The 26024-nt window shown below is 65.5% G+C and carries 21 protein-coding genes; 17 read left to right on the plus strand and 4 right to left on the minus strand.

Going from position 1 to position 26024, the window contains the following annotated elements; genetic code table 11:
- The first annotated feature begins 608 nt into the window (after nucleotides 1-608).
- From AUL28_RS08885 to AUL28_RS08920, 8 genes are all read left to right on the plus strand, one after another.
- Complete coding sequence (locus AUL28_RS08885) at nucleotides 609-1286, plus strand: response regulator transcription factor (RefSeq protein WP_062231742.1); 678 nt, start codon at nucleotides 609-611, stop codon at nucleotides 1284-1286.
- A complete protein-coding gene (locus AUL28_RS08890; RefSeq protein WP_062231744.1) occupies nucleotides 1273-2664 on the plus strand; it encodes a sensor histidine kinase in 1392 nt (463 codons plus the stop codon). The genes AUL28_RS08885 and AUL28_RS08890 overlap by 14 nt, the downstream gene beginning before the upstream one ends.
- 285 nt (nucleotides 2665-2949) lie before the next feature.
- Nucleotides 2950-3936, plus strand: coding sequence for an AAA family ATPase (locus tag AUL28_RS08895; protein WP_062231746.1), 987 nt, complete (start codon nucleotides 2950-2952; stop codon nucleotides 3934-3936).
- Nucleotides 3937-3953: 17 nt separating this feature from the next.
- Complete coding sequence (locus AUL28_RS08900; protein WP_062231748.1) at nucleotides 3954-4889, plus strand: DUF58 domain-containing protein; 936 nt, start codon at nucleotides 3954-3956, stop codon at nucleotides 4887-4889.
- Nucleotides 4886-5350 carry a DUF4381 domain-containing protein gene (locus AUL28_RS08905; RefSeq protein WP_062231750.1) on the plus strand — a complete coding sequence of 155 codons (465 nt, stop codon included), beginning with the start codon at nucleotides 4886-4888 and terminating at the stop codon, nucleotides 5348-5350. The genes AUL28_RS08900 and AUL28_RS08905 overlap by 4 nt, the downstream gene beginning before the upstream one ends.
- Nucleotides 5347-6381 (plus strand): vWA domain-containing protein, encoded by a 1035-nt coding sequence (locus AUL28_RS08910; RefSeq protein ID WP_062231752.1) that lies wholly within the window; start codon nucleotides 5347-5349, stop codon nucleotides 6379-6381. The genes AUL28_RS08905 and AUL28_RS08910 overlap by 4 nt, the downstream gene beginning before the upstream one ends.
- A gap of 1 nt (nucleotide 6382) precedes the next feature.
- Nucleotides 6383-8617, plus strand: coding sequence for a VWA domain-containing protein (locus AUL28_RS08915; RefSeq protein WP_062231754.1), 2235 nt, complete (start codon nucleotides 6383-6385; stop codon nucleotides 8615-8617).
- A 14-nt stretch (nucleotides 8618-8631) separates the two neighbouring features.
- A complete protein-coding gene (locus AUL28_RS08920; RefSeq protein WP_062231756.1) occupies nucleotides 8632-10383 on the plus strand; it encodes a BatD family protein in 1752 nt (583 codons plus the stop codon).
- A gap of 563 nt (nucleotides 10384-10946) precedes the next feature.
- Here AUL28_RS08920 and AUL28_RS22055 read toward each other — a convergent pair.
- Entirely contained in the window at nucleotides 10947-11090 is a 144-nt protein-coding gene (locus tag AUL28_RS22055; protein WP_082640350.1) for a DUF1127 domain-containing protein, read from the minus strand.
- A 230-nt stretch (nucleotides 11091-11320) separates the two neighbouring features.
- On the opposite strand from AUL28_RS22055, the gene AUL28_RS08925 reads away from it, so the two are divergent.
- Together AUL28_RS08925 and AUL28_RS08930 are read left to right on the plus strand one after the other, a co-directional pair.
- Complete coding sequence (locus AUL28_RS08925; protein ID WP_062231758.1) at nucleotides 11321-12259, plus strand: class I SAM-dependent methyltransferase; 939 nt, start codon at nucleotides 11321-11323, stop codon at nucleotides 12257-12259.
- Entirely contained in the window at nucleotides 12256-12996 is a 741-nt protein-coding gene (locus tag AUL28_RS08930) for a 16S rRNA pseudouridine(516) synthase (protein WP_062231760.1), read from the plus strand. Before AUL28_RS08925 ends, AUL28_RS08930 begins: the two co-directional genes overlap by 4 nt.
- Nucleotides 12997-13000: 4 nt before the next feature.
- Here the strand turns inward: AUL28_RS08930 and AUL28_RS08935 are convergent, their stop codons facing one another.
- The gene (locus tag AUL28_RS08935; protein ID WP_062231762.1) at nucleotides 13001-13957 is read right to left on the minus strand and encodes a LysR family transcriptional regulator; all 957 of its coding nucleotides are present in this window, start codon (nucleotides 13955-13957) and stop codon (nucleotides 13001-13003) included.
- Between the two features lie 129 nt (nucleotides 13958-14086).
- Here AUL28_RS08935 and AUL28_RS08940 point away from each other — a divergent pair, with 129 nt between their 5' ends.
- Complete coding sequence (locus AUL28_RS08940; protein ID WP_058600150.1) at nucleotides 14087-14425, plus strand: hypothetical protein; 339 nt, start codon at nucleotides 14087-14089, stop codon at nucleotides 14423-14425.
- 187 nt (nucleotides 14426-14612) lie between these two features.
- Here AUL28_RS08940 and AUL28_RS08945 read toward each other — a convergent pair whose 3' ends face one another.
- A complete protein-coding gene (locus AUL28_RS08945; protein WP_192843427.1) occupies nucleotides 14613-15293 on the minus strand; it encodes a TetR/AcrR family transcriptional regulator in 681 nt (226 codons plus the stop codon).
- Nucleotides 15294-15510: 217 nt separating this feature from the next.
- Here AUL28_RS08945 and AUL28_RS08950 point away from each other — a divergent pair, with 217 nt between their 5' ends.
- The 3 genes from AUL28_RS08950 to AUL28_RS08960 are packed head-to-tail and all read left to right on the plus strand — an operon-like array spanning nucleotide 15511 to nucleotide 20626.
- Complete coding sequence (locus AUL28_RS08950; protein WP_062231766.1) at nucleotides 15511-16497, plus strand: efflux RND transporter periplasmic adaptor subunit; 987 nt, start codon at nucleotides 15511-15513, stop codon at nucleotides 16495-16497.
- Nucleotides 16494-17579: an efflux RND transporter periplasmic adaptor subunit gene (locus tag AUL28_RS08955; protein WP_062231768.1), complete on the plus strand. Its 1086-nt coding sequence runs from the start codon at nucleotides 16494-16496 to the stop codon at nucleotides 17577-17579. Before AUL28_RS08950 ends, AUL28_RS08955 begins: the two co-directional genes overlap by 4 nt.
- On the plus strand, nucleotides 17576-20626 hold the full coding sequence (locus tag AUL28_RS08960) for an efflux RND transporter permease subunit (RefSeq protein WP_062231770.1): 3051 nt from the start codon (nucleotides 17576-17578) through the stop codon (nucleotides 20624-20626). The genes AUL28_RS08955 and AUL28_RS08960 overlap by 4 nt, the downstream gene beginning before the upstream one ends.
- A gap of 12 nt (nucleotides 20627-20638) precedes the next feature.
- On the opposite strand, the gene AUL28_RS08965 is transcribed toward AUL28_RS08960, so the two are convergent.
- Nucleotides 20639-21235, minus strand: a complete 597-nt coding sequence (locus tag AUL28_RS08965; protein ID WP_062231772.1) for a TetR/AcrR family transcriptional regulator — start codon at nucleotides 21233-21235, stop codon at nucleotides 20639-20641.
- Between the two features lie 103 nt (nucleotides 21236-21338).
- Between AUL28_RS08965 and AUL28_RS08970 the strand changes: the two genes are divergently transcribed.
- The 3 genes from AUL28_RS08970 (at nucleotide 21339) to AUL28_RS08980 (ending at nucleotide 25974) form a co-directional block, all read left to right on the plus strand.
- Nucleotides 21339-22028 carry a PspA/IM30 family protein gene (locus tag AUL28_RS08970; protein WP_062231774.1) on the plus strand — a complete coding sequence of 230 codons (690 nt, stop codon included), beginning with the start codon at nucleotides 21339-21341 and terminating at the stop codon, nucleotides 22026-22028.
- 50 nt (nucleotides 22029-22078) lie between these two features.
- Nucleotides 22079-22363 carry a YiaA/YiaB family inner membrane protein gene (locus AUL28_RS08975; protein WP_058600143.1) on the plus strand — a complete coding sequence of 95 codons (285 nt, stop codon included), beginning with the start codon at nucleotides 22079-22081 and terminating at the stop codon, nucleotides 22361-22363.
- Between the two features lie 206 nt (nucleotides 22364-22569).
- On the plus strand, nucleotides 22570-25974 hold the full coding sequence (locus AUL28_RS08980; protein ID WP_062231776.1) for an acyl-[ACP]--phospholipid O-acyltransferase: 3405 nt from the start codon (nucleotides 22570-22572) through the stop codon (nucleotides 25972-25974).
- Nucleotides 25975-26024 lie beyond the last annotated feature (50 nt).

A 26024-nucleotide genomic window follows, 5' to 3' on the forward strand; every position in this document is an offset into this window, starting at 1 on the left:
GCCGCCGCATCCCCGCTCGAAGCGGCGACGAGGGTGTGGAGCAGGTCCGATTTTCTTCCCATAATCCGAACCTCGTCATCGGCGACCTCAACGCGCTGGGCGAAGGCGCGCAGGTGGCCCCGCCGATAGCCACCTCCTTCGATCCGCAAGCTGCTCCTTGCGGCACAACGGGTGAAGACGAGAACTGCGACTACGCAGCAGCAGTTCTATAAGCTTGCAAGCATTGTGAGGCGGTGGCCGTTATTGCCGACAGAACCTGTGACAGCAGTTTCCTGCGGTCCAAGATCTCGGGCACGGGCACGGGCTGATGAGGAGGTCCCCTGCAACCGGACGCGCAAGGTCGCTTACCTGCCAAGCGACGACCCTGAGTTCCAGAGGATCGGGAGAATCGTCTCAGAGCTGAAGGCGCTCTTGCGCAAAGCCGAAAGGAGGATCGCTCCATGGCTCTGGGCTACGATCGGCAAACACGTCGATGGCTTCAAACCCAGCCAGTGTGCCCGATTCTTCGAAGCCTCGCGCTATGAGACATCAATCGAATGCCGCTCCGATCCATGGTCCTTGGTATAAGCCAGCGACAGGGTATCGTGTTTGAATCGAAAGTCCGCGCGATGAAGATTTTGGTTGCGGAAGACGATGAGACGATGGCGGGATACGTCCGCAAAGGTCTTATCGAACAGGGGTTTTCGGTCGATTGGGTGAGCGATGGCCGCGAAGCGCTGACCTACTGCCTCTATAACACCTGCGATCTGGCCATCGTCGACAGGATGATGCCGGGCCTCGACGGGCTTTCTCTCGTCAAGGCGCTGAGAGCGTCCAACAGTTCCCTGCCGGTGATCTTCTTGACGGCGGTTTCCGATGTCGAGGACAAGGTCGAGGGGCTGATGGCGGGCGCTGACGACTATATCGTCAAACCGTTTCACTTCTCGGAGCTTCTCGCCCGCATTCATGCCCTGTCGCGGCGTCCCAAAGAGAACAGCCACAAGACGGAACTCACCTGCCACGATCTCAAGCTGGACCTTCTCAAGCGCGTGGCGATCCGTCAGGGGCAGGTCATCGATCTGCAGAACAAGGAATTCGCGCTGCTCGAACTCCTCATGGAAGCCGAGGGCCGGGTCGTGAGCCGGACGATGATCCTGGAGAGGATCTGGGATTTTTCCTTCGATCCGGGAACGACCGTGGTGGAAACCCATATCAGCAAGCTGCGCCAGAAGATCGACAAACCCTTCGATACGGCTTTGATCCAGACCGTGCGCAACATGGGATACCGCATCCGTGCGCCTTACTGATCTTCTGTCGGGCAGCTCCTTTCGGACCTCGGCCAAGGTCGCGATCGGCGTTCTCGTTCTGATGACCGTCGGCGGAACGCTTCTCATAGGGTCGGCCACGAAAGCCCTGCGCGAGGTCACGGAGCAGCAGACCCTGGAGGAAGCCGTCCTCCTCAGCGACGTCTACGCCGCCGAGGGACGCGAGGGCTTGGTAAAGGCGATCGGCACGCTGAGCAAGCTCGTCAGCCGCCAGGAGCATATCTCCACCGTCTACGACGAACATGGGATCCATCTGGCGGGCGCCGACCTCGCCATGCCGGACTTCATCGGCGTGCGCGACATCAGGCTGCAACTCGTCTCCGCCGAGGGGAGCCAAGGGCATTTCGTGCTGTCGGTCCAGAAGTTCAGCGATGCAACGCTGGTCGTCGGCCGAAGTCTCGAGGCCGTCGACGAGATGCGCGTTCACATGATCGCGGGCCTCACCGCCATGACCGTGCTCCTGACCCTAGGGACACTGGGTCTGGGCCTGCTGGCGAGTCGCGAGAGTTTTTCCAAGCTCAGGTCGATCGAGGGCGTTCTCGCACGCGTCGCAAGCGGGGACTCCGAGGCGCGGGTCCCGATCGGGGTGAGGACGGACCAGATCGACCGCATCTCCCTCCAGATCAACGCGAACCTCGACGTTCTCTCGCGCCTGATGAACAGTATGCGCGCCACGACGACGGCGATCGCACACGATCTGAAAAGCCCGCTCGCCCGCGTCGGGCTCGTGTTGAACGATGCGCTGGACGCCATCGAGGCCGGACGCGATCCGCACGCAGAGGTCGAGCGGGCGCTGAGCGAGACCGGGTCGCTCAACGAGATCATCGACACCATTCTGCGCATCACCCGAATCCGCGCCGGCTCGCCGCGCAAGGACATGCAGCTGATCGACCTCGGCGGCCTCGTGGAGAACACGCTCGAATTCTTCGCGCCTCTCGCGCAGGAGAACGGGCAGACGCTCGAGTTTCGGCCCGGCGAGGCTGAGACATGTCGGCTCCTGTGCGACAAGAGCATGGTGCAGCAGCTGCTCGCCAACGTCGTCGGGAATGCCATCGTGCATGGCGGCTCGGGCATTTCGATCCGGGTTCGTTCGGAGGACCGGCCCGACACACTCGACCTCATCGTCGAGGACACCGGCGGCGGCATCCCCGACGGGCAACGCGGTGAGGTCTTCGACCTGTTTAAACGGCTCGACAGCGCTCGCAGCAAGCCGGGCAGCGGTCTCGGCTTGGCGCTGGTCAAGGCCGTTGCCGACCACCACGATGCCGGTATCGCGCTGTCCGCGACCGATCCCGGCTCCGCCGATCATCCGGGCCTCCGCGTCACGGTGTCCTTCCCAAGGCTCCAAGTTCAACGATAATTAAAGAACGCCGCAAGCTGCCTCAAACTGCCTCGCTTAGTGTCCTCGTCGTTCATCGCCTTCGGGACATGAACCGTGAACGCGAGAACCGATCCGGGCCGCCGATGCTGGAAGGACGTTCCTCTTCAGCCCGTCCCCCGGTTCGCACGGCCGGTCTACGCCTCGCCAGACTGGCGAACAAAGGCGCTGGAACTGCCCCTGACGGGTGTCTCGCCTTCATCGAAGTTTCGACATTGAAACCGCGGCGCCTCGGCGGAAGGCCGGGCCCGATTGCGAGGCATTCCGATGAGCCATACACTTCGAACCGTCCCCCGCACCAACAACGCCCTTGTCGATGCGCTCCGCGATCACATGAACCAGCGGATCGTCGGCCAGGCGACGTTTGTCGACAGTTTGCTGCTCGGCCTGTTCGGCGATGGGCACATTTTGCTGGAAGGCGCGCCGGGCCTTGCCAAGACCAAGGCCGTCAACACCCTGGCCGAGTTGATCGAGGGCGAGCCGTGCCGCGTTCAGTTTACCCCGGACCTACTTCCCAGCGACCTGACCGGAACCGAGATCTATCGCCCGGAAAAAGCGACCTTCGAGTTTCATCCCGGTCCCCTGTTTCACAACCTGATCTTGGCCGACGAGATCAACCGCGCGCCGGCCAAGGTGCAGTCGGCGCTTCTGGAAGCCATGGCCGAGCGCCAGGTCACCGTCGCCGGCCAGACCTACCGTCTGCCGCAGCTTTTCATGGTGATGGCGACCCAGAACCCGATCGAACAGGAAGGGACGTATCCGCTCCCCGAAGCCCAGCTCGACCGCTTCATGTTGCACGTCAAGATCGACTTTCCGTCCGCCGAGGCTGAACGCGAAGTGCTGCGGATCGTGCGGGGCGAAGCCATGGCGCAAACCGTCAAGCCGTCCTTTCGGGTGTCGCAGCGGGAGATTTTCGAGGCGAGGCACGCCGCGCTCAAAACCCATGCCTCGGAGGCGCTGACGAGCTACATCCTCCAGCTGATCCAGGCGACGCGCCGTCCCCAGATGTACGGCGACGACCTCGCCCATCAGGTTTCCTATGGCGCATCGCCCCGCGCGACCATCGCTCTCGACCGCTGCGCGCGCGTGCATGCCTGGATGAACGGGGCGGATTTCGCGACCCCGTCCGACGTGCAAGCCGTCCTGCATGACGTGCTGCGCCATCGCATCATCCTGAGCTTCGAGGCCGAAGCGGAAGGCAAAACGGCCGACGCCTTCATCGATGCCCTGATCGACCGGGTTCCGTTGGCTTGAACGGGTGGGAGAGCGTCATGACAGAGCGAGAATTGAAAGGCCCAGACCTCAGAGGCATTGTCGCGACCCTGCCCGATCTGGTTCGGGTGCGCCCGCAGCGCGGCCTTGCCGGCTTTGCGCCATCGGGCCGTGTCGCGACCCATCAATGGGGCGCCAACCGGTCCATCTATCGCGGACGCGGGATGGAATTCGCCGAAAGCCGTCTGTATCAACCCGGCGACGACGTGAAATCCATCGACTGGCGCGTGACGGCCCGCACGGGCCACACCCACACCAAGCTGTTCCAGGAAGAGCGGGAGCGGCCCATCGTCATCCTGACCGACCTGCGCGCGATGATGCAGTTCGGCACCAGAAGCCGCTTCAAGTCTCATCTGGCGGCCGAAGTGGCGGCCATGATGGCCTGGACCGGCCATGACGGCGGCGATCGTGTCGGCGGACTGGTCATGACACGAGACGGTCTGCGGGACTTTCGTCCTGCCAGGACCCGGCGCTCGGTGCTCGGACTTCTGGAAGCCCTGTCGGAGGAAACCCGGCTGGAACGGGTTTCGGGCGTGGAAGTGACGCTTGCGCAGGCCCTGCGCCGCCTGCGTCACCGCAACCGGCCGGGAACGCTGGCCTTCGTGATCAGCGACTTCTCCGATTTTGGCGACGCCGCGGAGACCGAGCTGCGACATCTGGCTGTCAATGCCCATGTCACCAACATCCAGATCAGCGATCCCTTCGATGCCGCCCTCCCGCCGCGCGGCGGACGCCTCACCGATGGCGAACAGGCCTTGGCCGTATCGGTGCTGGGTGGGCGCAAACTCGAACGCTACGCGCAGGACTTCGAGGCGCGCCGAGAGCGGCTGAAGCTCGTCAGCCGGCACCACGGCATGGTTTGCCACTTCCTCCAGACGCCGGACGATCCCGCCTCGATTCTCCGTCCGCATTCCAACCTGAGGCTGGCAGCATGAGCACCGAACTCACGCCACAGATGCAGGCCCAACTGGACCAGCTTCGCGACATCCACCTGCCGCAGCCCATCGGCTGGTGGCCGCTCGCGCCGGGTTGGTGGGCCCTCATCGCGCTTGTCTGCACTCTCTCCGCGGCCGCCCTCGTCTGGACGTGGATGCGCCGCCGGAGCGCGCGTTTCCTGGCGCTTCGCGAGTTGGAGGCGATCGATCCCGAACGGCCCGACGAGTTTCTCACGCAGCTCTCTTCGCTGCTGCGACGGGTCGCCCGCCGCCGCTCGGCGGGGGCCGATGTTCTGACCGGCGCGGCGTGGAGCGCCTTTCTGATGGAGGGCAAACACGGCATGAGCCGCGACGGTGCGACGCTTCTGGCCATCGGTCCCTACGGCCCGCCAGCCAATCAGAATTTCGAACCGGAGGCGCTGCGCACGGAGATCGCCGCCTGGATCAGGAGGAACGGATGATCACCTTTCTCTGGCCTCTTGCCTTTCTCCTGCTACCGCTGCCCTTCGTGCTGCGCCGTTTTCTCAAACCCGCCGACAAGGGATTGGGCGGTGCGCTGAAAGTTCCGTTTTTCGCGAACCTGTCGCGGGATCTGGGAAGCCGGGCCGACCGGGTTTCGACATCCTGGTGGAAGCTCGCCGTCGCCTCGCTTGTCTGGCTGCTGATGGTGTCGGCGCTGGCCCGTCCGGCCTATGTCGGGCCGGACCTGCCGCTGCCCGCCAAGGGGCGCGACATCATGATGGCGATAGACCTCTCCGGCTCCATGGCCTCGCAAGATTTCGCCGTCGGCGGCCGGCCGGCCACCCGCCTCGACGTGGTGAAAGATGCGGCCGATGCGTTCATCGACGCCCGCAAGGGAGACCGGATCGGCTTGGTCCTCTTTTCGGACCGCGCCTATCTGCAGGCGCCTCTGACCTTCGACCGGCAGGTCGTGCGCAATCTCCTCGATCAGGCCGAAGTCGGGCTGACCGGTCAGGAAACGGCCATCGGTGATGCCATCGCGGTGTCCCTGAAACGCCTGAAGGACCGGCCGGCGGAAGGGCGCGTTCTCGTTCTCCTGACGGATGGCGCGAACAATACAGGGGAGATGGACCCGATCCGGGCGGCCGAACTCGCCAAGAAACTGGGCATTCGGATCTACACGATCGGCGTTGGCGGCGGTCCGATGGTTGTCGATACCCCGATGGGTCGCCAGATGGTCAATCCCTCAACGGACCTTGACGAAGGCGCCTTGCGCAAGATCGCGGAACTGACCGGCGGCCAATATTTCAGGGCGACGGACGTCAAGGGCCTCGCCGAGGACTACCGGTCCATCGACAAGCTCGAGCCGGTCGGCGCCGACCCAGTGCATGTGCGCCCCGAAGTCGCCCTCTACTTCTGGCCGGCCGGTCTCGCCCTGCTCGTCGCCGCGCTGTCCGCACTGATCGCGACGGCTCCCGCCCTCATCAAGAACCGCTCCTTCATCAAGGGCCCGGCCCACAAGGAAGCCTGACATGGAAACGCATCTGTTCCACTTCCTGCGTCCGGACTGGTTCTGGGCGCTGATCCCGGCGGGCCTTCTTCTCTGGCTCGCCTTGATATCCCGCAAGAGTGCCACCGGCGGCCAATGGGCCCAATATGTGGACGCCCATCTGCTGCGGCATCTGGCCATCAGCGGCGAGAGCGCCCGCGCATCGCGCGTCCTGCCATCCGTGGCGGCGGCCATGCTGGTCGTCCTGGTGACGGCGCTGGCCGGGCCGACCTGGCAGAAGGCCGAGGTTCCCTCCTTCACCGGCGGCGAGCCCGTGGTCGCGGTTCTCAGTCTGGCGCAGTCCATGAATTCGACCGACCTGTCGCCGAGCCGCCTGCGCAGCGCGGTTCACAAGCTCAGCGATATCCTGACCCGGACGGAAGGCGATGAGCGCGCCCTGGTCATCTACTCCGACGTCCCCTTCGTGGCCGCGCCTCTGACGAGCGACCAGAAGGTAATTTCTCAGATGCTTCCTGAGCTTTCCACCAAGCTGATGCCGGTTCTCGGCGACCGGCCCGATCTCGCCATCTCCGAGGCCGTGTCCGTCTTGAAGGGCGCCGATGCGGCGCGCGGCAAGATCGTGCTCATCGCCGACAATGCCGGCGATGCGGCGGCCACCGAAAAGGCGGCAAGCGAAGCCCGCAAGGCGGGCTATACCGTCTCGGTTCTCGGCGTCGGCACGGAGAAGGGCGCGACATTGCAGACGGCGGGCGGTCAGGCCATCACCGACCGCTCGGGCAAGACGGTGACGACCTCACTTGATGCGGACGGTCTGAGCGCAGTGGCTCGGGATGGTGGTGGCGTCTATTCCAGCGTGACCGCGAACAGCGCCGACCTCGACCGCATCCTGCCGAAGACCGACAGTGTCGAGACCGCCGGTAAGGCCGAGGACGTCAAGGCCGATGCTTGGGTCGATATGGGCTACTGGCTCCTGATCCTGCCGGTTCTTCTTCTGCCCCTGGCCTTCCGGCGGGGTCTCGTCTTCAGCATCGGACTGATGGTGGGCCTGAACGTCGTGCCCGGCCTTGCCACCCGGCCCGCCCACGCGGGAACCTGGCAGGATCTTTGGGCGACCTCCGACCAGCAGGGCCGGCAGGCCTTCGCCTCAGGAGACTATAAGGCGGCGACCGGCAAGTTCGAGACACCATCCTGGCGCGCCAGCGCCGCCTACCGGGCGGGTGACTACGCGGCTGCGGCTCAGGAATTCTCCGCCAACGCCTATAATCGCGGCAATGCGCTGGCCAAATCCGGCCAGCTGAAGGAAGCGCTCGGGGCCTACGACGAGGCGCTGGCGGCCAATCCTCAGGATGCCGACGCGAAGTCCAATCGCGAGCTGGTCCAGAAGTTGCTCAACGACCAGAAGAAGAAGGAGGAACAGGAAAAGAACCAGCAGCAGCAATCCGGCCAAGGCGATCAAAAGGACCAAAAGCAGCAGGCGGGTGGTTCCGGCCAAAAGGACCAGCAACAGCAAGCCGGCGGCAACGGTCAAAAGCAGGACCAGCAGCCGTCTCAAGGACAATCCGGCCAGCAAGGTCAACCCGATCAGCAAGCCGACTCGAAGCAGAAGCAGAACGGCCGACAATCCGGCGATCAGCAGCAGTCTGCCACTCAGCCGGGTCAGGAAAGCGGTTCGCAAAACGGGCCCAGTCAGCAGCGCGCGTCGCAGGGTGAGCAACCCAAAGACCAGGCATCAAACGAGGCTTCGAAACCCTCCGACAAGGCGAAAGGTGGCCAGTCTCCGGAGGCCGGCGTCGAGAAAGACACGGCCGAAAAGGCGGGAGATCAGAAGGCCCGTGCCGGCCAAGACCAGAAGCAGGATGCCTCCGCAACGAAACCCCAGGGCCAGGAAGGCGGCAGCGAGCAGGCCGGCCAGAAAGAAGACCAGCAACAAGACAAGGCCGATTCCCAAGGGCTGGCCCAGGCGGACCAGGCCGCTCAGGAGGCCGCCAAGGCCCGTCAGCAGGCAAGCGCCTCCGGCAGCGATGGCCAACAAGCCGGAAAGGACAGCGAGAACACTCTGTCGAAGATGCTGTCCAGCATGTTGGACGGCAACGGCAAGGACCAAGGCGGCGAGCCGGCGAAGGCCTCCGTTCCCGGCGCTCCGGTCGTCGATCAGGCGGTCGAGCAGCAGTTGCGCGAAGTGCCCGACGACCCGTCCGGCCTGCTGCGCGCCCGTATTCGTCAACATTACGCCCAGCTTCGGTCTGGCTCCAACTGAGAGGAAGCAGAACCATGAGTTTCCATAGGCTCAAGACCACCGTCAGCGCTGCTGTTCTTGTCATGGCGCTCGCCGTTCCCGCCTTCGCCGCCGGCCTTTCGGCTCATGTGAACAGCGGCACGGTGGCGGAAGGGGACACGTTTCAACTGACCCTGACGGCCAACGGCCAGCCGGGTTCAAGGCCGGATCTCACGCCGCTCCAGAAGGATTTCGAGATCCTCGGCACATCGCAGTCCTCGTCGCTGCAAATCATCAACGGGCGGCGCTCCCAAAGCGAGAGCTGGATCGTCTCCCTGTTGCCGAAGTCGAAGGGCACACTGGAAATCCCCGCGATCAGTGCGGGGGGCCTCAGCAGTGCTCCCGTCGCGATCGAGGTGGTGGATGCGGGCTCCATGCCCAAGGCCACGGGCGCCTCGGGGATCGGCGTTTCGGCGACCGTGAAAGACAGCAGCCCTTTTCTGTTTCAGGAAACGCCGCTGACCGTCAGGGTCGAGACCAGCGCGCCCATCAAGAGCGCCGAGCTCGTCGCGCCGCAATCCAGCGCCTTCGAACTCGTGCAACGCGGGGAGGACCGGGTGAGCCAGGCCACCCAGAACGGGCGGACAATCAATGTGATCGAGCGCACCTATATGCTGAAAGCCCAACAGAAGGGGACCATCGAGATTCCCCCCTTCGTCCTGCGCGGCTCCGTCGAAGACCCTTCAGTGCAGGGGCACGATCCCTTTGCAGACATGGGCTTTCCCGGGTTTCCCTCGGCCATGTTCGACGACATGTTCGATAGTGGCAAACCGTTCACCGTTCGCTCCGAGCCGATCAAGCTGACGGTTCGCGCCGACCCCAACGCCGGCTCCGGGCAACACCAGTGGTTCCTGCCCGCCAAGAACGTTCAGCTCGTCGCCAAATGGTCTCCCGAGCACCCGGTCTTCAAGGAAGGGCAGTCGGTGACCCGGCGCGTCAGCCTTCTGGCGCTCGGCGCGAGCGCAGCTCAGCTTCCCGATCTGTCCTTCGAGAACACGGATGGCGCGCGGATCTATCTGGATGACACCCAGACGGGCGACGATCAAACGGCGCAAGGCACCGTCGCCCGAAAGGATTTCCTCCTGTCCGTGGTGCCGACCCGTGGTGGCGAGATCACGCTCCCCGAGATCAAGGTGAACTGGACCGACAGCGTCTCGGGAGAAGCCAAGACGGCCACTCTGCCAAGCGAGGTCATCAAGGCCGAGGGAACGCTACCGACAGCCAAGCAAGCGGCAAGGGCGGCACCCCAAGCTGCACCGGACTCATCCGTCGTTTCGCAGGCACATGAGGAAGCGAGGGAGACATGGCCTCTGTTTGCGGGACTCGGCGCCGCAGCAGGTCTGGCCGTGCTCGGCGGTGCTGCCCTCTATGTCAGACGAAAGCAGGGCCTTGGTGAAAGCCCTCGCAAGCCTATAGCCGCGCAAACGTCCAGCGGGGAACCCTCCGACACGCTGTCTGCACGCCGCAAGCAACTGGCTCTGGCCGTAGCCAAGGAAAAATCCGGCGATCTGCGCGGGTCCTATGGCTGTGTGCTCGCCTGGCGTCGGCTGGCGGGCGGCGATCCGGTGATGACCGATGCCGCCAGAGAGGTCATTGCCGCTTTGGAAAAAGCCGCCTTCGCGCCCGCAGCCGAAACCGCAAAGGTTCAAACCCGCGACTGGCTCGACGTTCTGGCGAGGGAAGACCGCAAGATTGGCCAGGGGCAAAGTCGCACATCGTCGAAACTACCGTCGCTCTATCCGGCGTGAGGCAGGAGGATCGGGCGGCAAGCCGGTATCGGCGAGCTCCTGAACGAATGCGAGAGTGGAGCATGGCGGACAAGGCGTCCACACCCGCCATGCCCGCCTCCGGGCGGGTTTGATGACCGATCGGCGCGCACTTTCCGCCGTGCCGGCTGCAGCGCATTCTTGCGACCATCATTTGACCAAACGCGATACGACCGTTTCGATCGCTGCCGTCACGCCTCTTCGCTTCGGCACACGTCTACCGGCGAAAATGGCGCTCGTTTCTCCGCAAGATCGATGAGACGTTTCCTTCGCGGTTTGGAAACAGAGAAACCGAACACACGCGAACTCGATGCGGATCTTGCCTTCCGATCGGCTTGCCGAACCCCACTCTTCGTCGCCCTCCCCTCGTCTTGCGCCGGACAGCAGAAGTCTTGCCGCCGATCGCCGTGTCTCCAAACAGCAAAACGCCCTCGCCGGGGGAGGACCGGCAAGGGCGTCAGGAGGTGGCCGAAGGTGGGAGGAACCGTTCGGCCCGCACGCTCGAAGCCGGGGGAGGACCGGCTGGAGCGAAAGGCGAGAAACTGTCAGCGCACCGACTGGCGGGCGATAGCCGGAATGTCCGAGCGAACGATGCCGAGATCCGAAAGCTCGCGGGCCGTGAGGCGGTTCAGTTCGCGCGTCGTCTGGCGATACTGGCGGCGGGTTTCGAAGAAGCGGGAGAGGTTCATGGTCTTGTCCTTTGCGTGCCCGGCCTCTCATCGATGGTGGCCGGCGATCTCTTGTCTTTCGATGGTTGAACCCTATACCGCCCTATGCTCGATGAGGAGCGCAAAGGTCGAAAGGGAGATCTGCGTTTCTTCGCTATCGGAGCGGTGCAGGCCAGCCATGCGAATGCTGCAACCCCACGGCCGCCCCGATGCCAAGGCTTCGGGGCTTTGGCCGGAATGGCAAAGCTGCTATGGCTCGCGCCGTGCAGACCATACCGTCAGATACCCCCGCCCGATGCGCCGTCTATGGCGCTCCGCCCTCCGATCTTCTGGACGTGCCCGAAGGCGCCGTGCAGCTCTCGCCGCTGCGCCCCGGCTCGGCCGCACTCGAGCGCTTGGCCGACGCCGCGTTCGAAGAGCTGGTGGTGGCCGCCCCGCATGGCTCGATCGAGCGGCGCTACGTGCTGGCCCATGCGCTGCGCATTCTCGTGCCCGGCGGCTTGCTCACGGTCGCCGCGGCCAAGGACAAAGGCGGCCAGCGGCTGCGCGGCGAGCTGGAGGAGATGGGCTGCGAGGTCAGCGAGCGCTTCAAGGCCCGCCAGCGCATCTGCACGGTGACGCGACCCACTGAGGGGCTGCAACTGGACGAGGCGATCCAGGCCGGCGCCCCGGTCAGCGTGCCCGACCTCGGCCTCCTATCGCAGCCCGGTGTCTTCTCGTGGAACCGGATCGACCCTGGCTCCGCGCTTCTGCTTCGTCATCTCCCGCCCCTGTCCGGGCGCGGGGCCGATCTTGGCGCCGGGCTCGGCGTTCTCTCGCGCGCCGTCCTGCAATCGGCCAAGGTGGAAGCGCTGACACTGGTCGAGCTGGATCGCCGCGCGGTCGAGGCGGCGCGGGTGAACGTCGCGGATCCCCGCGCGCAGTTTCTTTGGGGCGACGTGCGCGAGACCCGGCTGGCCGATCTCGATTTCGTGGTGACGAACCCGCCCTTCCACAGCGAAGGGATCGAGGATCGCGGACTGGGCCAGGCCTTTATCGTAGCGGCCAGCCGAATGCTGCGGCGCTCGGGCACGCTGCTTCTCGTCGCCAACCGGCACATGCCCTACGAGGACGTGCTGCGGGCGCATTTCCGCAATGTGGAAACCCGCATCGAGGAAGCCGGCTACAAGATTTTCGAAGCGCGCAAATGACCAAGACACCGACATCCCGCCTCGACAAGCTTCTGGCCAATATGGGCTATGCCTCGCGCCGCGAGATTCAGCTCCTGGCCAAGAACGGGCGCATTCTTCTGGACGGTGCCCCGATGCCGCGCGCCGACGAGCGCCTGGCGCTGACGCCCGATCTCGAAACGCGGCTCGTCGTCGATCGCGAGGCGCTGGACCCCCTGCCCGGCTTCGCGCTGATGGTGAACAAGCCGCTCGGCGTCACCTGCTCGCACAAGGAGGCGGGGCCGCTGGTCTACGATCTCCTGCCCGCGCGCTGGCGACGGCGCGATCCGGCGATCTCGACGGTCGGCCGGCTCGACAAGGAGACGTCAGGCCTTCTCCTGATGACCGATGACGGCGCGCTTCTCCATCGCATCATTTCGCCAAGCCGCCACGTGCCCAAACGCTACCGAGCCCATCTCGCCCGCCCGCTGAACGGCACGGAGGCGGCGCTCTTCGCGTCTGGCACCCTGATGCTGGACGGCGAGGACAAGCCGCTCGCCCCCGCCGAGTTGGAAGTGGTCGGCGAGCGCGAGGCGATTCTCCAGGTGCACGAAGGCCGCTACCATCAGGTCCGGCGCATGTTCGCGGCGACGGGAAACCATGTCGAGGCGCTGCACCGCGAGAGTGTCGGCGCGCTGTCGTTGCCCGCCGACCTCGCGCCCGGCGCAATCCGTCGGCTGACCGAGAGCGAGATCGCGGCGATCTTCGCCGCGCCATGAGGCGCTACGCCTTGAGCGAGGCGATATCCGTTGTCGCCTCGCGCACGCGGGCCAGAAGCCAATCGACACCCGCATCCTGCCGGGAGCGCGCCGCCACATAGGCGCCGATCTGCGCGGCGGGGGATGTGTGGGACGTGTCGAGGGTTCGCAGCTGGTGGCCCAGCACGGTGCGCGTCGCGATGCGGCGCGGCACCAGCGCCGCGAAGCCGCTTTCCAGAACCAGCATGAGCGCGCTCAAACTGTCGGGCACGATCACGGCGGGGTCGCAGGCCGGCTCGGAGCCGCAGCCCTGACGCTCGCTTTGAACGAGATCGACATAGGCGGAGCCGCTTCGCTCGCCCATTTGCTGTGTCCATAGATCGGGCGTCGAGATGCGAGCGAAGGGGATGGTTCGCAGTCGCTCGTGCGTCAGACCGTCCTGAATCGCGGGATGGTCGGCGCGCACCACCCAGACCAGGGTTTCCTCGAACAGGACATGGCATTCCACCGCATCGTGCTGGCCGCGCGTGCGCACGAGAACAGCATCGATATCGCCGTTTTGAAGATCGCGCATGGAATGATCCGTGATCGGGACGGTGCGCAGCCGGACATGGGGCGCCTGGGCCTGAAGCACGCGCAGGAGCGGCGGAATCACCACCAGCGACACATAGGACACCGTCGCCACCACGAATTCCCGGCGACTCTCGGTGGGCACGAAGGTTTTGTTTTCCAGGACGTCCTGCAACTGCCGCAGAATGTCCAGAATCGAGGGGGCAAGCTCGATCGCACGCTGGGTCGGCACCATGCGGCCGGGGATGCGCACGAAAAGCGGATCGCCCACGGCCTCGCGCAAACGCGCCGTCGCGTGGCTGACCGCCGAGGGGCTGAGGCCGAGCCGGCGGCCCGCGAGCGTTGCGTTCTGCTCCTCGAACAAAGCTTCGAAGACGCGCAGGAGATTCAGATCGAACTGCCGAAAGTGCATGAAATTCACACTCACACTGACAAGGTTTCAGTTCCATTCATAGCACGATGGAGCGATGTTGGCTTCAACGATCGCTACCGACCGGTTGTCGGACTGAGTAGGCGATCTGTTTGGCAAGGACTGAAGACCATGAAGCTCGTTACCCTGATCGCTCTCGCCTCGATGACCGCGACCGCCGCTCCCGCTTTCGCCGATTCCATCGTCCCGGGTTCCGACGCCGCTTTCTATGCGCAGACCAGCGCCGCCCCGCAGGCCTCCTCAAGCGTTCGCTACGGTATGCCTCGCACGGCTGGCATGAACGCGGCCATGACCCGCGTTTCGACCGACGACCTGGTGCCGGGGTCGGACGCGGCTTTTGCCGGCCCGGCCGCAAAGGCTGACAATGCCGTGCATCGCACGCCCGTTCAGCCGGCCGGCGCGATCGCGCCCGACATGGTGCCGGGTTCGGACGCCAGCTTTCTGAACTGATACGGCAGGAGAGGTCGACGCCTTTCTCCTAGCGTTCGGCCCGCATCGCCGGCTCGAAACATGGCGACGATAAAGCCGCCCGCTCCCAGCCTTCGCCCGCCTCGATCGAGGTCTGTCGCGAAGGCCGGGAGCGGGCGGCTTTGCTTGTGAAGTGCCTCGCCCTCGAGCCGACCGGAACCGTCGGACGCTAGACCTGCGTCTGGGACGCCTGTTCCAAGAAGATCGCGCGGCCGAACGTATCCAAAACGCGCTCGACCCGTTCGGCGATCTGTTCCGGGCTCGGAGCTTCAACGCGGCCGATCAGAAACATAAAGGCCCAATCTCCGATCGAGGCGTCGAGAAGGAAGACACCAAGCTCTTCGCCCGTCTCGGGACGAAGCAGCCCCTTGGACCGCAACCCCGCAACCACCCCATCCAGATAATGCTGCGAGCGCTCCAGACCCTGCTCGTGCAGCGTGGCCGCCAATTCGGGCGCTTGAGCCGATTCCGACACGACAAGGCGTGCCAGCGCCAATTGACGTGGGTGAAGCAGCATTTCGAGCATGGAGCGGAGTGCTTCGGCCAAGGCTTTCCGAGCGTCGAGCGACTGCTCGCCCGGTGGGAGCCCCACATCCGGAAGACTGCGCAAGGCTGTCCCGATCAGTTCTTGAAACAGTGATTCTTTCGTAGCGAATGATCGGTAGAGTGTTTTCTTGGACATGGCGCAACGCCGGGCGACATCGTCCATGCTGGTCGCGCCATAGCCCTGCTCGAAGAAGGCCGTCTCGGCTGCCGCCAGAATGATCCGGCGTCGCTCCTCCTCCGAAAGGACGGGAGGCCGGCCGGACTTGCGGCGCTGAAACACGGCATGGGTGACGGGACATCTCATGCTTGACATTTGGAAACGCTTAAGTTCCCTATGTCAATATCGAAACTGATGAGTATCCAAAGATCGACCCGGCGTCCGTCGGCTTCCGATTCGACCGGCAAGGGGGATGTTCTTGACAATAAGAAGCTTGGCGACTGGACTATGCGTTGCAGCTCTTCTTCCCTTGGTTGCGGGGTGTCAGGGTGAAAGCGCCGCTTCGCCCAAGGTCGAACAATGGGTGAAAGTCGAGGCCGTCGAGCCCCAGCGCCTCGACGAACGGATGACGCTCACCGGCACGATCGCGGCTCGCACCGAAAACAACCTGTCCTTCCGCACCAACGGGCGTATCGTGGAGCGGCGGGTGGATGTGGGCGATGCCGTGCGCAAGGGCGAGGTTCTCGCCCGCCTCGATCCGAGCACGCAGCAGGCCGATGTCGACTCGGCGCGCGCGGGCGTGGCCTCGGCGCAAGCGCAGGTGCAGCAAGCCACCGCCGCCTTCGAGAGAGCGCGCTCGCTCTTCTCGCAAGGCTTCGTCACCCGGCGCGAGTTCGACCAGGCCGATCAGGCCCTCAAGGTGGCCAATGCCGGCGCGCTGTCGGCGCGCGCCGAATTGGCCAGCGCCGAGGACGCACTCTCCTTCACCGAGCTCAAGGCCGATGCGGACGGGATCGTGACAGATCGCAAGCTCGATGTCGGCGAAATCGCGCAGGCTGCGGCGACCGTTTTTACCATCGCCTGGGACGGGCCGCGCGATGCGCTGTTCGACATTTCCGAAGGGCTGCTGCTGCGAGACAAAAAGCCCGCCGCCATTACGGTGGCGCTGATCGCCGATCCGTCGATCCGAACGGAGGGCGCGATCCGTCAGGTCGCGCCGAGCGTCGACCCGCAGACGGCGACGGTGCGCGTCAAGATCGGGCTGGATCAGGTGCCGGCCGGCATGACGCTGGGAGCGGCCGTCAGCGGTTCCGCCTCGATCCCCTCGCCGCCCGTGTTCGTTGTGCCCCCCGCCGCCCTCACCTCGCTGGACGGCAAGCCGGCGCTGTGGATGTTCAACCCCGCCACATCGGAAGTGTCCATGCGCCGGGTCGATGTCTCAACCTATGAGACCGCCTCCGTCGTCGTCAACGGCGGCCTTCAGGCGGGTGAGCAGGTCGTCGTCGAAGGCACCAAGCTTCTACGCCCCGGCCAGAAGGTCAGCCTTTCGCAGGAGGCCGCAGCCCGATGAGGTCCCGTCTCTGCCCTTCGCGCCTTTCCGTTTCGCTGGTGTCCGTCCTGGCTCTTGCCGGCTGCCAGAAGCAGGAGGCCGCGCCCGAGCCCATGGTGCGTCCGGTCAAATCCGCCGTCGTGCGCCCGTTTCAGGATCAAGCTCCGATCTATACCGGCACCGTGGAGCCGCAAGTGTCCACCGACTACAGCTTTCAGCTGCTGGGCCGCATCGTCAGCCGTGACGCCGATGTCGGCAGCGAGGTGAAGGCGGGGCAGGTTCTTGCGACGCTGGAATCCACACTCTTGCAACAGGCGGTGGACGCGGCCGAAGCGGCCCTGACGGGCGCCACGGCGACGCTCGTCAACGCACAAGGGGTTGCCGAACGCCAGCAGGCGCTTCGCCAGTCCAACACCTCGACACAGGCGAGCGTCGACAGCGCGGAGCAGGCTCTGCAGGCCGCGCGCGCCTCGTCCATCCAGGCCGAAGCCTCGCTCGCCAAGGCGCAGGAGCAATTGTCCTATGCGCGCCTCGTGGCAGGCTTCGACGGGATCGTGACGGCGGTTTCGGCGGAACCGGGGCAGGTCGTCGCCGCCGGCCAGCCCGTGCTGACCGTCGCGCGGCCCGATCTGCGCGATGCGGTGGTGGACCTGCCCGATAGCGACGCCGGGTCGTTGCGGATCGGCGCGCCGCTGCGCGTCGCGCTGCAACTCGACGCCGCCGCCATGGCCGATGGCCGGGTGCGCGAGATCGCCCCGCTGGCCGACCCGGTCACCCGCAGCCGGCGCGTCAAGATCGCACTGGACAATCCCGGCGAAGGGTTCCGCCTCGGCTCCATCGTCAAGGTCGCCCTGCCGGGAGACGATGCGCAATCCCTCGCCCTCCCCGCGACCGCGGTTCTGGAAACGGGCGGGCAGACGCGCGTCTGGGTTGTTTCAGCCGATGGGGCGAGCGTCGCTTCGCGCGCGGTGAGCCTCAAGCGGGCGGCTGATGGAGGATGGGTGGTGCTGGATGGCCTCCATGAGGGCGAGCGCGTGGTGACGGCCGGGGTGCACAGCCTCACCGAGGGACAGCGCGTCAAGACGGACGGAGCAGCGCAATGAAGGGCTTCAACCTCTCGGACTGGGCCCTCGACCATCGGTCCATGCTCTGGTTCTTCATGCTGGTCTTCTCGGTGGCCGGCTTCCTCTCCTATCTGAATCTCGGACGGGAAGAAGACCCCGCCTTCACCATTAAGACCATGATCATCAGCGCCGCCTGGCCGGGCGCGACGGTGGACGAGACGATGCGTCAGGTCACGGAGCGCATCGAGAAGAAGCTCGAGGAACTGCCGCAGCTCGATTACACGCGCTCGATGACCGTGCCCGGTCAGACGACGATCTTCGTCAACTTGCGCGACACGACCAAGGGCCGGGACGTGCCCAATGTCTGGGTCCGTGTCCGCAATATCGTGAACGACATTCGTGGCGAGCTGCCGAGCGGCGTCCAAGGCCCGTTCTTCAACGACGATTTCGGTGACGTCTATGGCAATATCTATGCCTTCACGGCCGATGGATTTACGCAGCGCGAGCTGCGCGACTATGTCGAGGACGCCCGCTCCAAGATCCTGACCGTGCCCAATGTCGGCAAGGTCGATTTCGTCGGCGCGCAGGACGAGAAGATCTTTCTCGAATTTTCCCCTCGCCGCCTCGCGGCTTACGGCATCAGCCAGCAGAGCGTCCTCCAGACGCTCCAGGCGCAGAACGCCGTCGTGCCGTCCGGCGTCATCCAGGCCGGGCCCGAGCGCGTCAGCGTGCGCGTGAGCGGGCAGTTCGCGTCCGAAGACAGCTTGCGAAATCTCAATCTGCGCGTGGGCGACCGCTTCTTCCGCCTGTCGGATGTCGCGGAGATCAAGCGCGGCTATGCCGACCCGCCGAGCGCGCTCTTCCGCTACAATGGCGAGCCCGCGATCGGTCTGGCCGTGGGCATGAAGGCGGGCGCCAATCTCCTGTCCTTCGGCGAAGCGCTTCAGGAGGAGATGACGCGCATCGAAGGCGAGCTGCCGGTCGGCATCGGCGTTCACCTCGTATCGAACCAGCCGCAAGTGGTGGAAGAGGCCGTGTCGGGCTTCACCCGCGCCCTGTTCGAAGCGGTCATCATTGTGCTCGCCGTCAGCTTCGTCAGTCTCGGCCTTCGCGCGGGGCTGGTGGTCGCCGTCGCCATTCCGCTTGTTCTCGCCATGACCTTCGTCGTCATGGAATATGCCGGCATCTCGCTCCAGCGTATCTCGCTGGGTGCGCTCATCATCGCGCTCGGGCTCCTCGTGGACGATGCGATGATCGCGGTGGAAATGATGGTGGCGCGGCTGGAGGCGGGCGACGACCTGCGCAAGGCCGCGACCTACGTCTACACCTCCACCGCCTTTCCCATGCTGACGGGCACGCTCGTCACCGTTGCCGGCTTCATTCCCGTCGGCCTCAACAGCAGCAATGCGGGCGAATTCACCTTCACGCTTTTCGTGGTGATCGCGACGGCGCTGATCCTCTCCTGGATCGTCGCCGTCCTGTTCACGCCCATTCTCGGCGTTCTGATCCTGCCCAAGGCGATGAAGCAGCATCATGGACAGAAGGGCTTCGTGGCACGCGGCTTCGCAGCGATCCTGCTCTTCTGCATGCGCTGGCGCTGGCTGACCATTGCGGCGACGCTGATCGCCTTCGGGGCGTCGGTCTATGGGATGCAGTTCGTCCAGCAGCAGTTCTTCCCCTCCTCCGACCGCAACGAGCTGATCGTGGATTGGAATCTGCCGCAGAACGCGACCATCGCCGAAACTTCGGCCGAGATCGCAAGGTTCGAGAAGGAGCAACTCGCCGGCAATGGCGACGTGGAGCACTGGTCGAGCTATGTCGGCCAGGGCGCGGTGCGCTTCGTTCTCTCCTTCGACGTGCAGCCGGCGAGCCCCGCTTTCGGGCAGACCATCATCGTCACCAAGAGCATCGAGGCGAGAGACCGTCTGCAGGGCGAATTCGCGGCCTATCTCAAGCGGACCTTCCCCAACACGGACGCCTATGTGAAGCTTCTCGACATCGGCCCGCCGGTCGGCCGCCCCGTGGCCTACCGCGTCAGCGGGCCGGATGTGGATACGGTGCGCGCGCTGTCGCTCGGCTTCGGCTCCGTTCTGGCCGGCAATCCGCATCTTTCGGAAGTCACCTATGACTGGAACGAGCCGGCGCGCGTCGTGAAGATCGACGTGATGCAGGATCGCGCCCGTCAGCTCGGCATCTCGTCGGAGACGATCGCCTCCACGCTGAACGGCATCGTCGGGGGCACCACCGTCACGCAGGTTCGCGACAATATCTATCTCGTGGACATCGTGGGGCGTGCGGTGGCGGCCGAGCGCGGCTCGATCGAGGCGCTGCGCGACCTTCAGCTGCCGACCGGCAACGGCCAGTCCGTGCCGCTCTCGGCAGTCGCGACGTTCCGCTACGGCGTGGAACAGCCCGTCGTCTGGACGCGCTCGCGCGTGCCGACCATCACGGTGCGCGCCGGCATCACCGACGCGCTGCAGCCCGCGACCGTGGTTCAGCAACTCGCCCCCGACGTCGAAAACTTCTCCCGCACACTGCCCGCGGGCTATCATATCGCGGTCGCCGGCGCGGTGGAGGAAAGCGCCAAGAGCCAGGGGCCGATCGCGGCCGTGGTGCCCATGATGCTCTTCGTCATGGCGACCATCCTGATGATCCAGCTCCAGAGTTTCAGCCGACTCATCCTGGTCTTCGCCGTCGCGCCGCTCGCCATTATCGGCGTCGTCGCGGCGCTCCTGCCGAGCGGCGCGCCCATGGGCTTCGTGGCGATCCTCGGCATTCTGGCGCTGATCGGCATTCTGATCCGCAATTCGGTGATCCTGGTGGATCAGATCGAGTCGCTTCGTCGCGACGGAATGGAGGCCTGGAACGCCGTGGTGGAGGCGACCGAGCACCGGATGCGCCCGATCATGCTGACGGCGGCGGCGGCCAGTCTCGCGCTCATCCCGATCGCGCGCGAAATCTTCTGGGGGCCGATGGCCTACGCCATGATGGGCGGGATCATCGTCGGCACGGTGCTGACGCTGCTCTTCCTGCCGGCGCTCTATGTCGCCTGGTTCCGCATCAAGGCTCCTCCCCGCTCAGCCTGAGCGGGGAGAGCCTCAAGCCGCCATGCCGCGCACCATGAGCCCGATGAAGGCTTCGATCTCGCGCTCCAGATCCAGCTCGCCAAGACCGACGAAACGTTCGGCGAGCGAGGTCTCGACAATGCCATGGATGGCCCCGAACAGGGTGCGGGCGCGCAGCGCCAGCGCCGCTTCCGAAAGCTCCGGCTGAAGCGGCCGCAGCGCCAGGATCAGATAGGAGAGAAGCTCGCCCTGCTCGGCCCGATGCCAGTCCGGGATCGGCTTGCCGGCCGCGAAGGGATGCTGAAACAAGGCGGACCATAGCCGAGGGTGGGTCCGCACGAAGCGCAGATAGGCGAGCCCCAGCCGCGTCAACTCGGCGCGAGGATCGCCGTCCGGCATCGCCCCGATCTGCAATTCGACTTTCAGCCGCGCCAGCGTGCGCGAGTTGATCTGCAGCACGAGATCGTCGAGGTCGGCGAAGACGTTGTAAAGTCCGCCCAGAGCCGCGCCGACATCGCTCATGATGTCTCGCGCGCGCAAGGCCTCCACCCCGCTCTCCTCGATCCGACGCTCCGTCGCTTCGATGATGCGCGCCTTAAGGTCCTGCCGCTTCTCGTCCCGCTTCGTCATACGCGCTCCAAAAATTTTGAACGGCGTTCATTTTCTAACTTGAACGATGTTCACGGCTGTGCCAATTTCCTTCTTGAACGATGTTCATAGAAGGAAATTGCCGATGTGGAAACAGGTTTCCGCCCTGGCGCGCGGGCGCGCCTTCGAAGCCAGCGAGGCGGCGTGTGATCGCAACGCCCTCACCATTCTGCGCCAGCAGATCCGGGATTGCGCGCAGGCGCTGGCCGCCGCACGACGGGACGTCGCTCTCGCCGCGCTCGCCAACCGACGCGAGGAAGCGCGGATCGCCGCTCTCGACACGCGGATCGGCGATCTGGAAACGCGTACCATGGCCGCGCTCGACCAGGGCAAGGCCGATCTCGCCCACGAGGGAGCGCTCTCCATCAGCAAGCTCGAAGCGGAGCGCGCCCGGTCTGGCGAAAGTCTTGGCCGACTGGAAAGCCAGGCCGAACGCCTGCAACGCCGCGTCACCGAGGCCGAGCAGCGCCTCTGCGATCTCAAGGGCGGGTTGCGGCTTGCCGAGGCCGGCGAGAGCCTGCGTCGCGGCGGCGGCGCGCTGCCCGGCCCTATCCTGTCCGTCTTCGACGATGCCGAACAGACGCTGACGCGCCTGCGCAGCCGGCAGGAGGAAGACGAGGCCATCGACGCCTTCTGGCGCGAAAACAGTGCCGCCGGCGACCCGGACGCGACCGCCCGCAAGCTGGCGGAGGCCGGCTGCGGCGCGCCGCTCGCTACCGGAGCCGAGGCCGTCCTGCGTCGCATCGACGCAAAGCGGGCCGCGCGCTCAGCCTGATCTGCCCTCACCCTTGACCTTCGTACCTCATTCTCGGAAAGCCCCTCACCATGACCGAAGCGCCTCTTCAGAAACATTCGTCCGCCTGGAAAAACTTCACGATCGCGAGCTTCGCGGTGGCCGTCGGTATGATGGCGGTCGGCATCTGGTCGATGGAAGCCAGCTTCGCCGCCAAGGGCTTCTATGCCATGGCCTCGATCATGCTGGTGCAGACCTCCATCACCGTCACCAAGACCTTGCGTGACAGCGAGGAAGCGGCGCGCCTGGTGAACCGGCTGGAGGACGCCCGCACCGAGAAGCTGCTGATGGACGTCGATCGCTCCGCCCGCGTTTGAGGGATTGAGCGCCGGCTGCCGCAGCCGGCGCTCGTCGCTCGTCGCTCGTCGCTCGTCGCTCGTCGCTTGAGGCATGTCTGGCGAACAAGGGTTCGCCAGACATGCCTCAAGTGTTTGTTTTCGCATTGTCCAGGCACGAAAGTCGGGTCGGCTTCCGCTGGAAATTCTCTCGCCGCTCCTTTTCACCGGCTGCCAAGGTTTCGGACATGGCTTCCTCCCTTCTGCGCTCGCGGCGTTTCGCGCCCTTGTTCTGGACGCAGTTCCTGACGGCGTTCGGCGACAATCTCCTGCGCAACACGCTCGTTTTTCTCATCCTGTTTCGCGCCGCGAGCCAGGACGCCGGAGCCATGATCGCCCTGGCAGGTGCCATCTTCATGCTGCCCTTCCTGCTGCTGGCCGCTTTGGGCGGTCAGATGGCCGATCGGTTCGACAAGGCCCTGGTCGCCCAGCGGCTGAAACTCGCGGAAATCGGCGTGGCCGCGCTTGGAGCCGTGGCACTGCTCCTCGGCTCCCTGCCGATGATGATGCTGGCCCTGGCCGGCTTCGGAACGGTGTCGGCCCTGTTCGGGCCGATCAAATACTCAGTCCTGCCCGAGCAATTGGCGACCGAAGACCTCCCCCGTGCCAATGCCTGGGTGGAAGGCGGGACATTCACCGCCATTCTCGCCGGCACGATCACCGCCGGCCTCCTGTCCACGGTCCATACCGGCTGGGCGGCCGCGCTCCTTTGCATCGTCGCCGCGACGAGCTGGCTGACGGCGCGCGCCATGCCCAAAGGCATGATCGCCGACCCCACCGCCGCCTTGGACGCGAATATCCTGCGCTCGACGGGCCGTTTCATCGCGGCGCTGCGCGGGGATCGCCGGATTCTGATCGCGGCTCTGGCGATCTCTTGGTTCTGGATGCTCGGGCTCATCCTGATGTCGCTCCTCCCGGCCATCATCAAGAACGGCCTCGGCGGGACGCAGAGCGCAGTCACCCTCGCGCTGGCCATCTATTCGGTCGCCATCGCGGCGGGCTCGGCGCTCGCCGCATGGCTTTGCCAGGGCCGCACGACACTTCTGCCGGCCGTGCTGGGTACGGCACTGGTCGCGCTGTTCGGGGCCGAGCTCGCCTGGACGGTCGGATCGCAGTCCGGCGCGCCCGTGGTCTCCGGTATGTCGGCCTTTCTCGGGGCACCGGGCTCGCTGCGCGCCCTGGTCGATCTGGCGGGCATGGCGGTGGCCGCCGCGCTGATCTCGGTTCCCGCCTTCGCGGCCATTCAGGCCTGGGCGCCGGTCACGCGGCGCGCACGCACCATTGCGGGGGCCAACGCGCTGAGCGCCGCGTTCATGGTTGGGGGCAGCCTTGTGCTCGCGCTCGTGCAATATGCAGGGGCCAGCCTCGCCGCGATCCTCGCCGGCCTGTCGCTTCTCAATCTCCTGGCCGCCGTCCTCCTGCTGCGTCATCTGCCGACACCGCCCTTGCGCGATGCGCTGTCCATTCTCTTTCGGGTCGTCTTCCGGCTGGAAGTGCGCGGGCTGGAGAAGCTGGAAGCCGCCGGCCCTGCCCCCATCCTCGCGTTCAACCATGTCAGCCTTCTCGACGCGGCCCTCGCCCTGTCGCTGACCGATCGCGATCCCGTCTTCGCCATCGACCATACGATCGCGCAGCGCGCCTGGGTGCGGCCCTTCCTGAAGCTCGTCCACGCCCTGCCGCTCGATCCCTCGCGCCCGATCTCGACGCGCACGCTGATCAAGGCCGTGGACGCCGGCTCGCCGCTCGTGATCTTCCCGGAAGGGCGCATCACCACGACCGGCGCCTTGATGAAGATCTATGACGGCGCGGCGCTCGTCGCCGGCAAGACCGGCGCGCCCGTGGTGCCGATCCGCATCGAAGGGCTGGAGCAAAGCTATGCCTCGCGCCTGACGGGCGGCGAGGTTCGCCGCCGGCTCTTTCCCAAGGTCCGCGTCACGATCCTCGATCCCGTGCGCATCGCCATGCCGGAGGGCGGCACGGCCCGCCAGCGCCGCGCGGCGGCCGGCGCGCGTCTCACTGACACCATGTCCGACCTTGTGTTCCGCACCGAGCGTACGGATGTAAGCGTGGTCGAGCGCCTCATCCACGCCGCCGAGCGCACCGGCCTGTCGCGACTGGCCGTAGAAGACCCCATGTCAGGCCGCATGAGCTTCGGCCGGCTGCTGACCGGCGTGCGCGTGCTGGCCTCGTGTTTCGACGCACGTTTTGCCCCCGGCGAGGCGGTCGGCGTCATGCTGCCGAACGCGGCTGGCACGGTCGCGACCTGCCTCGGCCTCATGTCGGCGGGGCGCGTACCGGCCATGATCAACTTCACGGCGGGCGCGGCCAACATTCGCTCCGCCGCAACGGCCAGCGGGGCGCGCACCATTCTGTCCTCGCGGGCCTTCATCGAAAAGGCGAAGCTTCAGCCCCTCGTCGAGGCACTGCAAGGCGACCTCACCTTTGTCTGGCTGGAGGATATCCGAGCCAGCGTCACCCCGCGCCAGAAACTTGTCGGCCTCCTGCGTCGCAAGCACCCGCTCGTCCCCCGCAAGGCGGACGATCCGGCGGCCATTCTTTTTACGTCCGGCTCGGAAGGCGCGCCGAAGGGCGTCGTCCTCAGCCATCGCAACATCCTGTCCAATATCGCGCAGGTCGCGGCGCGGATCGACTTCAACGGGCGGGACAAGGTGTTCAACGTCCTGCCGATGTTCCATTCCTTCGGCCTGACGGCCGGCACGCTGCTGCCGCTCGTGTCCGGCGTGCCGATTTATCTCTACCCCTCGCCGCTGCACTACCGGATCGTGCCAGAGCTGATCTACGGCTCCAACGCGACGATCCTGTTCGGCACGGACACGTTTCTCACGGGCTATGCCCGCACCGCCCATCCCTACGACTTTCGCTCGCTGCGCTACGTCTTTGCCGGGGCCGAGCCGATCCGCGCGGCCACGCGGCAGACCTATGCCGAGCGCTTCGGCGTGCGTCTGTTCGAGGGCTATGGCGTCACCGAAACGGCGCCGGTTCTCGCGCTCAATACGGCGATGCACAATCGCCCCGGCACGGTGGGCCGCCTCCTGCCCGGCATCGAACATCGGCTGGAGCCGGTTCCCGGCATCGAGACAGGAGGTCGTCTGATCGTACGCGGGCCGAACGTGATGCTCGGCTATCTCAAGGCCGATCGACCCGTCGCACTTCAGCCGCCGGAAGGCGGATGGCACGATACGGGCGATATCGTGTCGATCGACGCGGACGGGTTCGTGCGCATCGAGGGCCGCGCCAAGCGCTTCGCCAAGATCGGCGGGGAGATGGTGTCGCTCGCCGCCGTCGAGGCGCTGGCCGCTGAGCTTTGGCCGGGTGCCCCGTCCGTCGCCGTGTCGGTGCCCGACGAGCGCAAAGGGGAGCGGATCGTTCTTCTGACGCAGGAGCATGGCGCGACGCGGACGGATTTCCAAAGCTTCGCGCGCGCAAAGAAGGCCGGTGATCTCACCGTGCCCGCCGAAGTCAGGGTTCTTGAGAAACTGCCCCTTCTGGGAACCGGCAAGATCGACGTTCAGGCGGCCAATGCACTTGTGCGGGAGGACCCTGCGAGACGAGAGCCTGAATTGACGGCATGAGGTCCGGTGGAGGATCGGCCGGCCGCGCACCGCGAAGGCTGGCATGAAGA

Source organism: Aureimonas sp. N4, assembly GCF_001463925.1.
Lineage (GTDB): Bacteria > Pseudomonadota > Alphaproteobacteria > Rhizobiales > Rhizobiaceae > Aureimonas > Aureimonas ureilytica_A.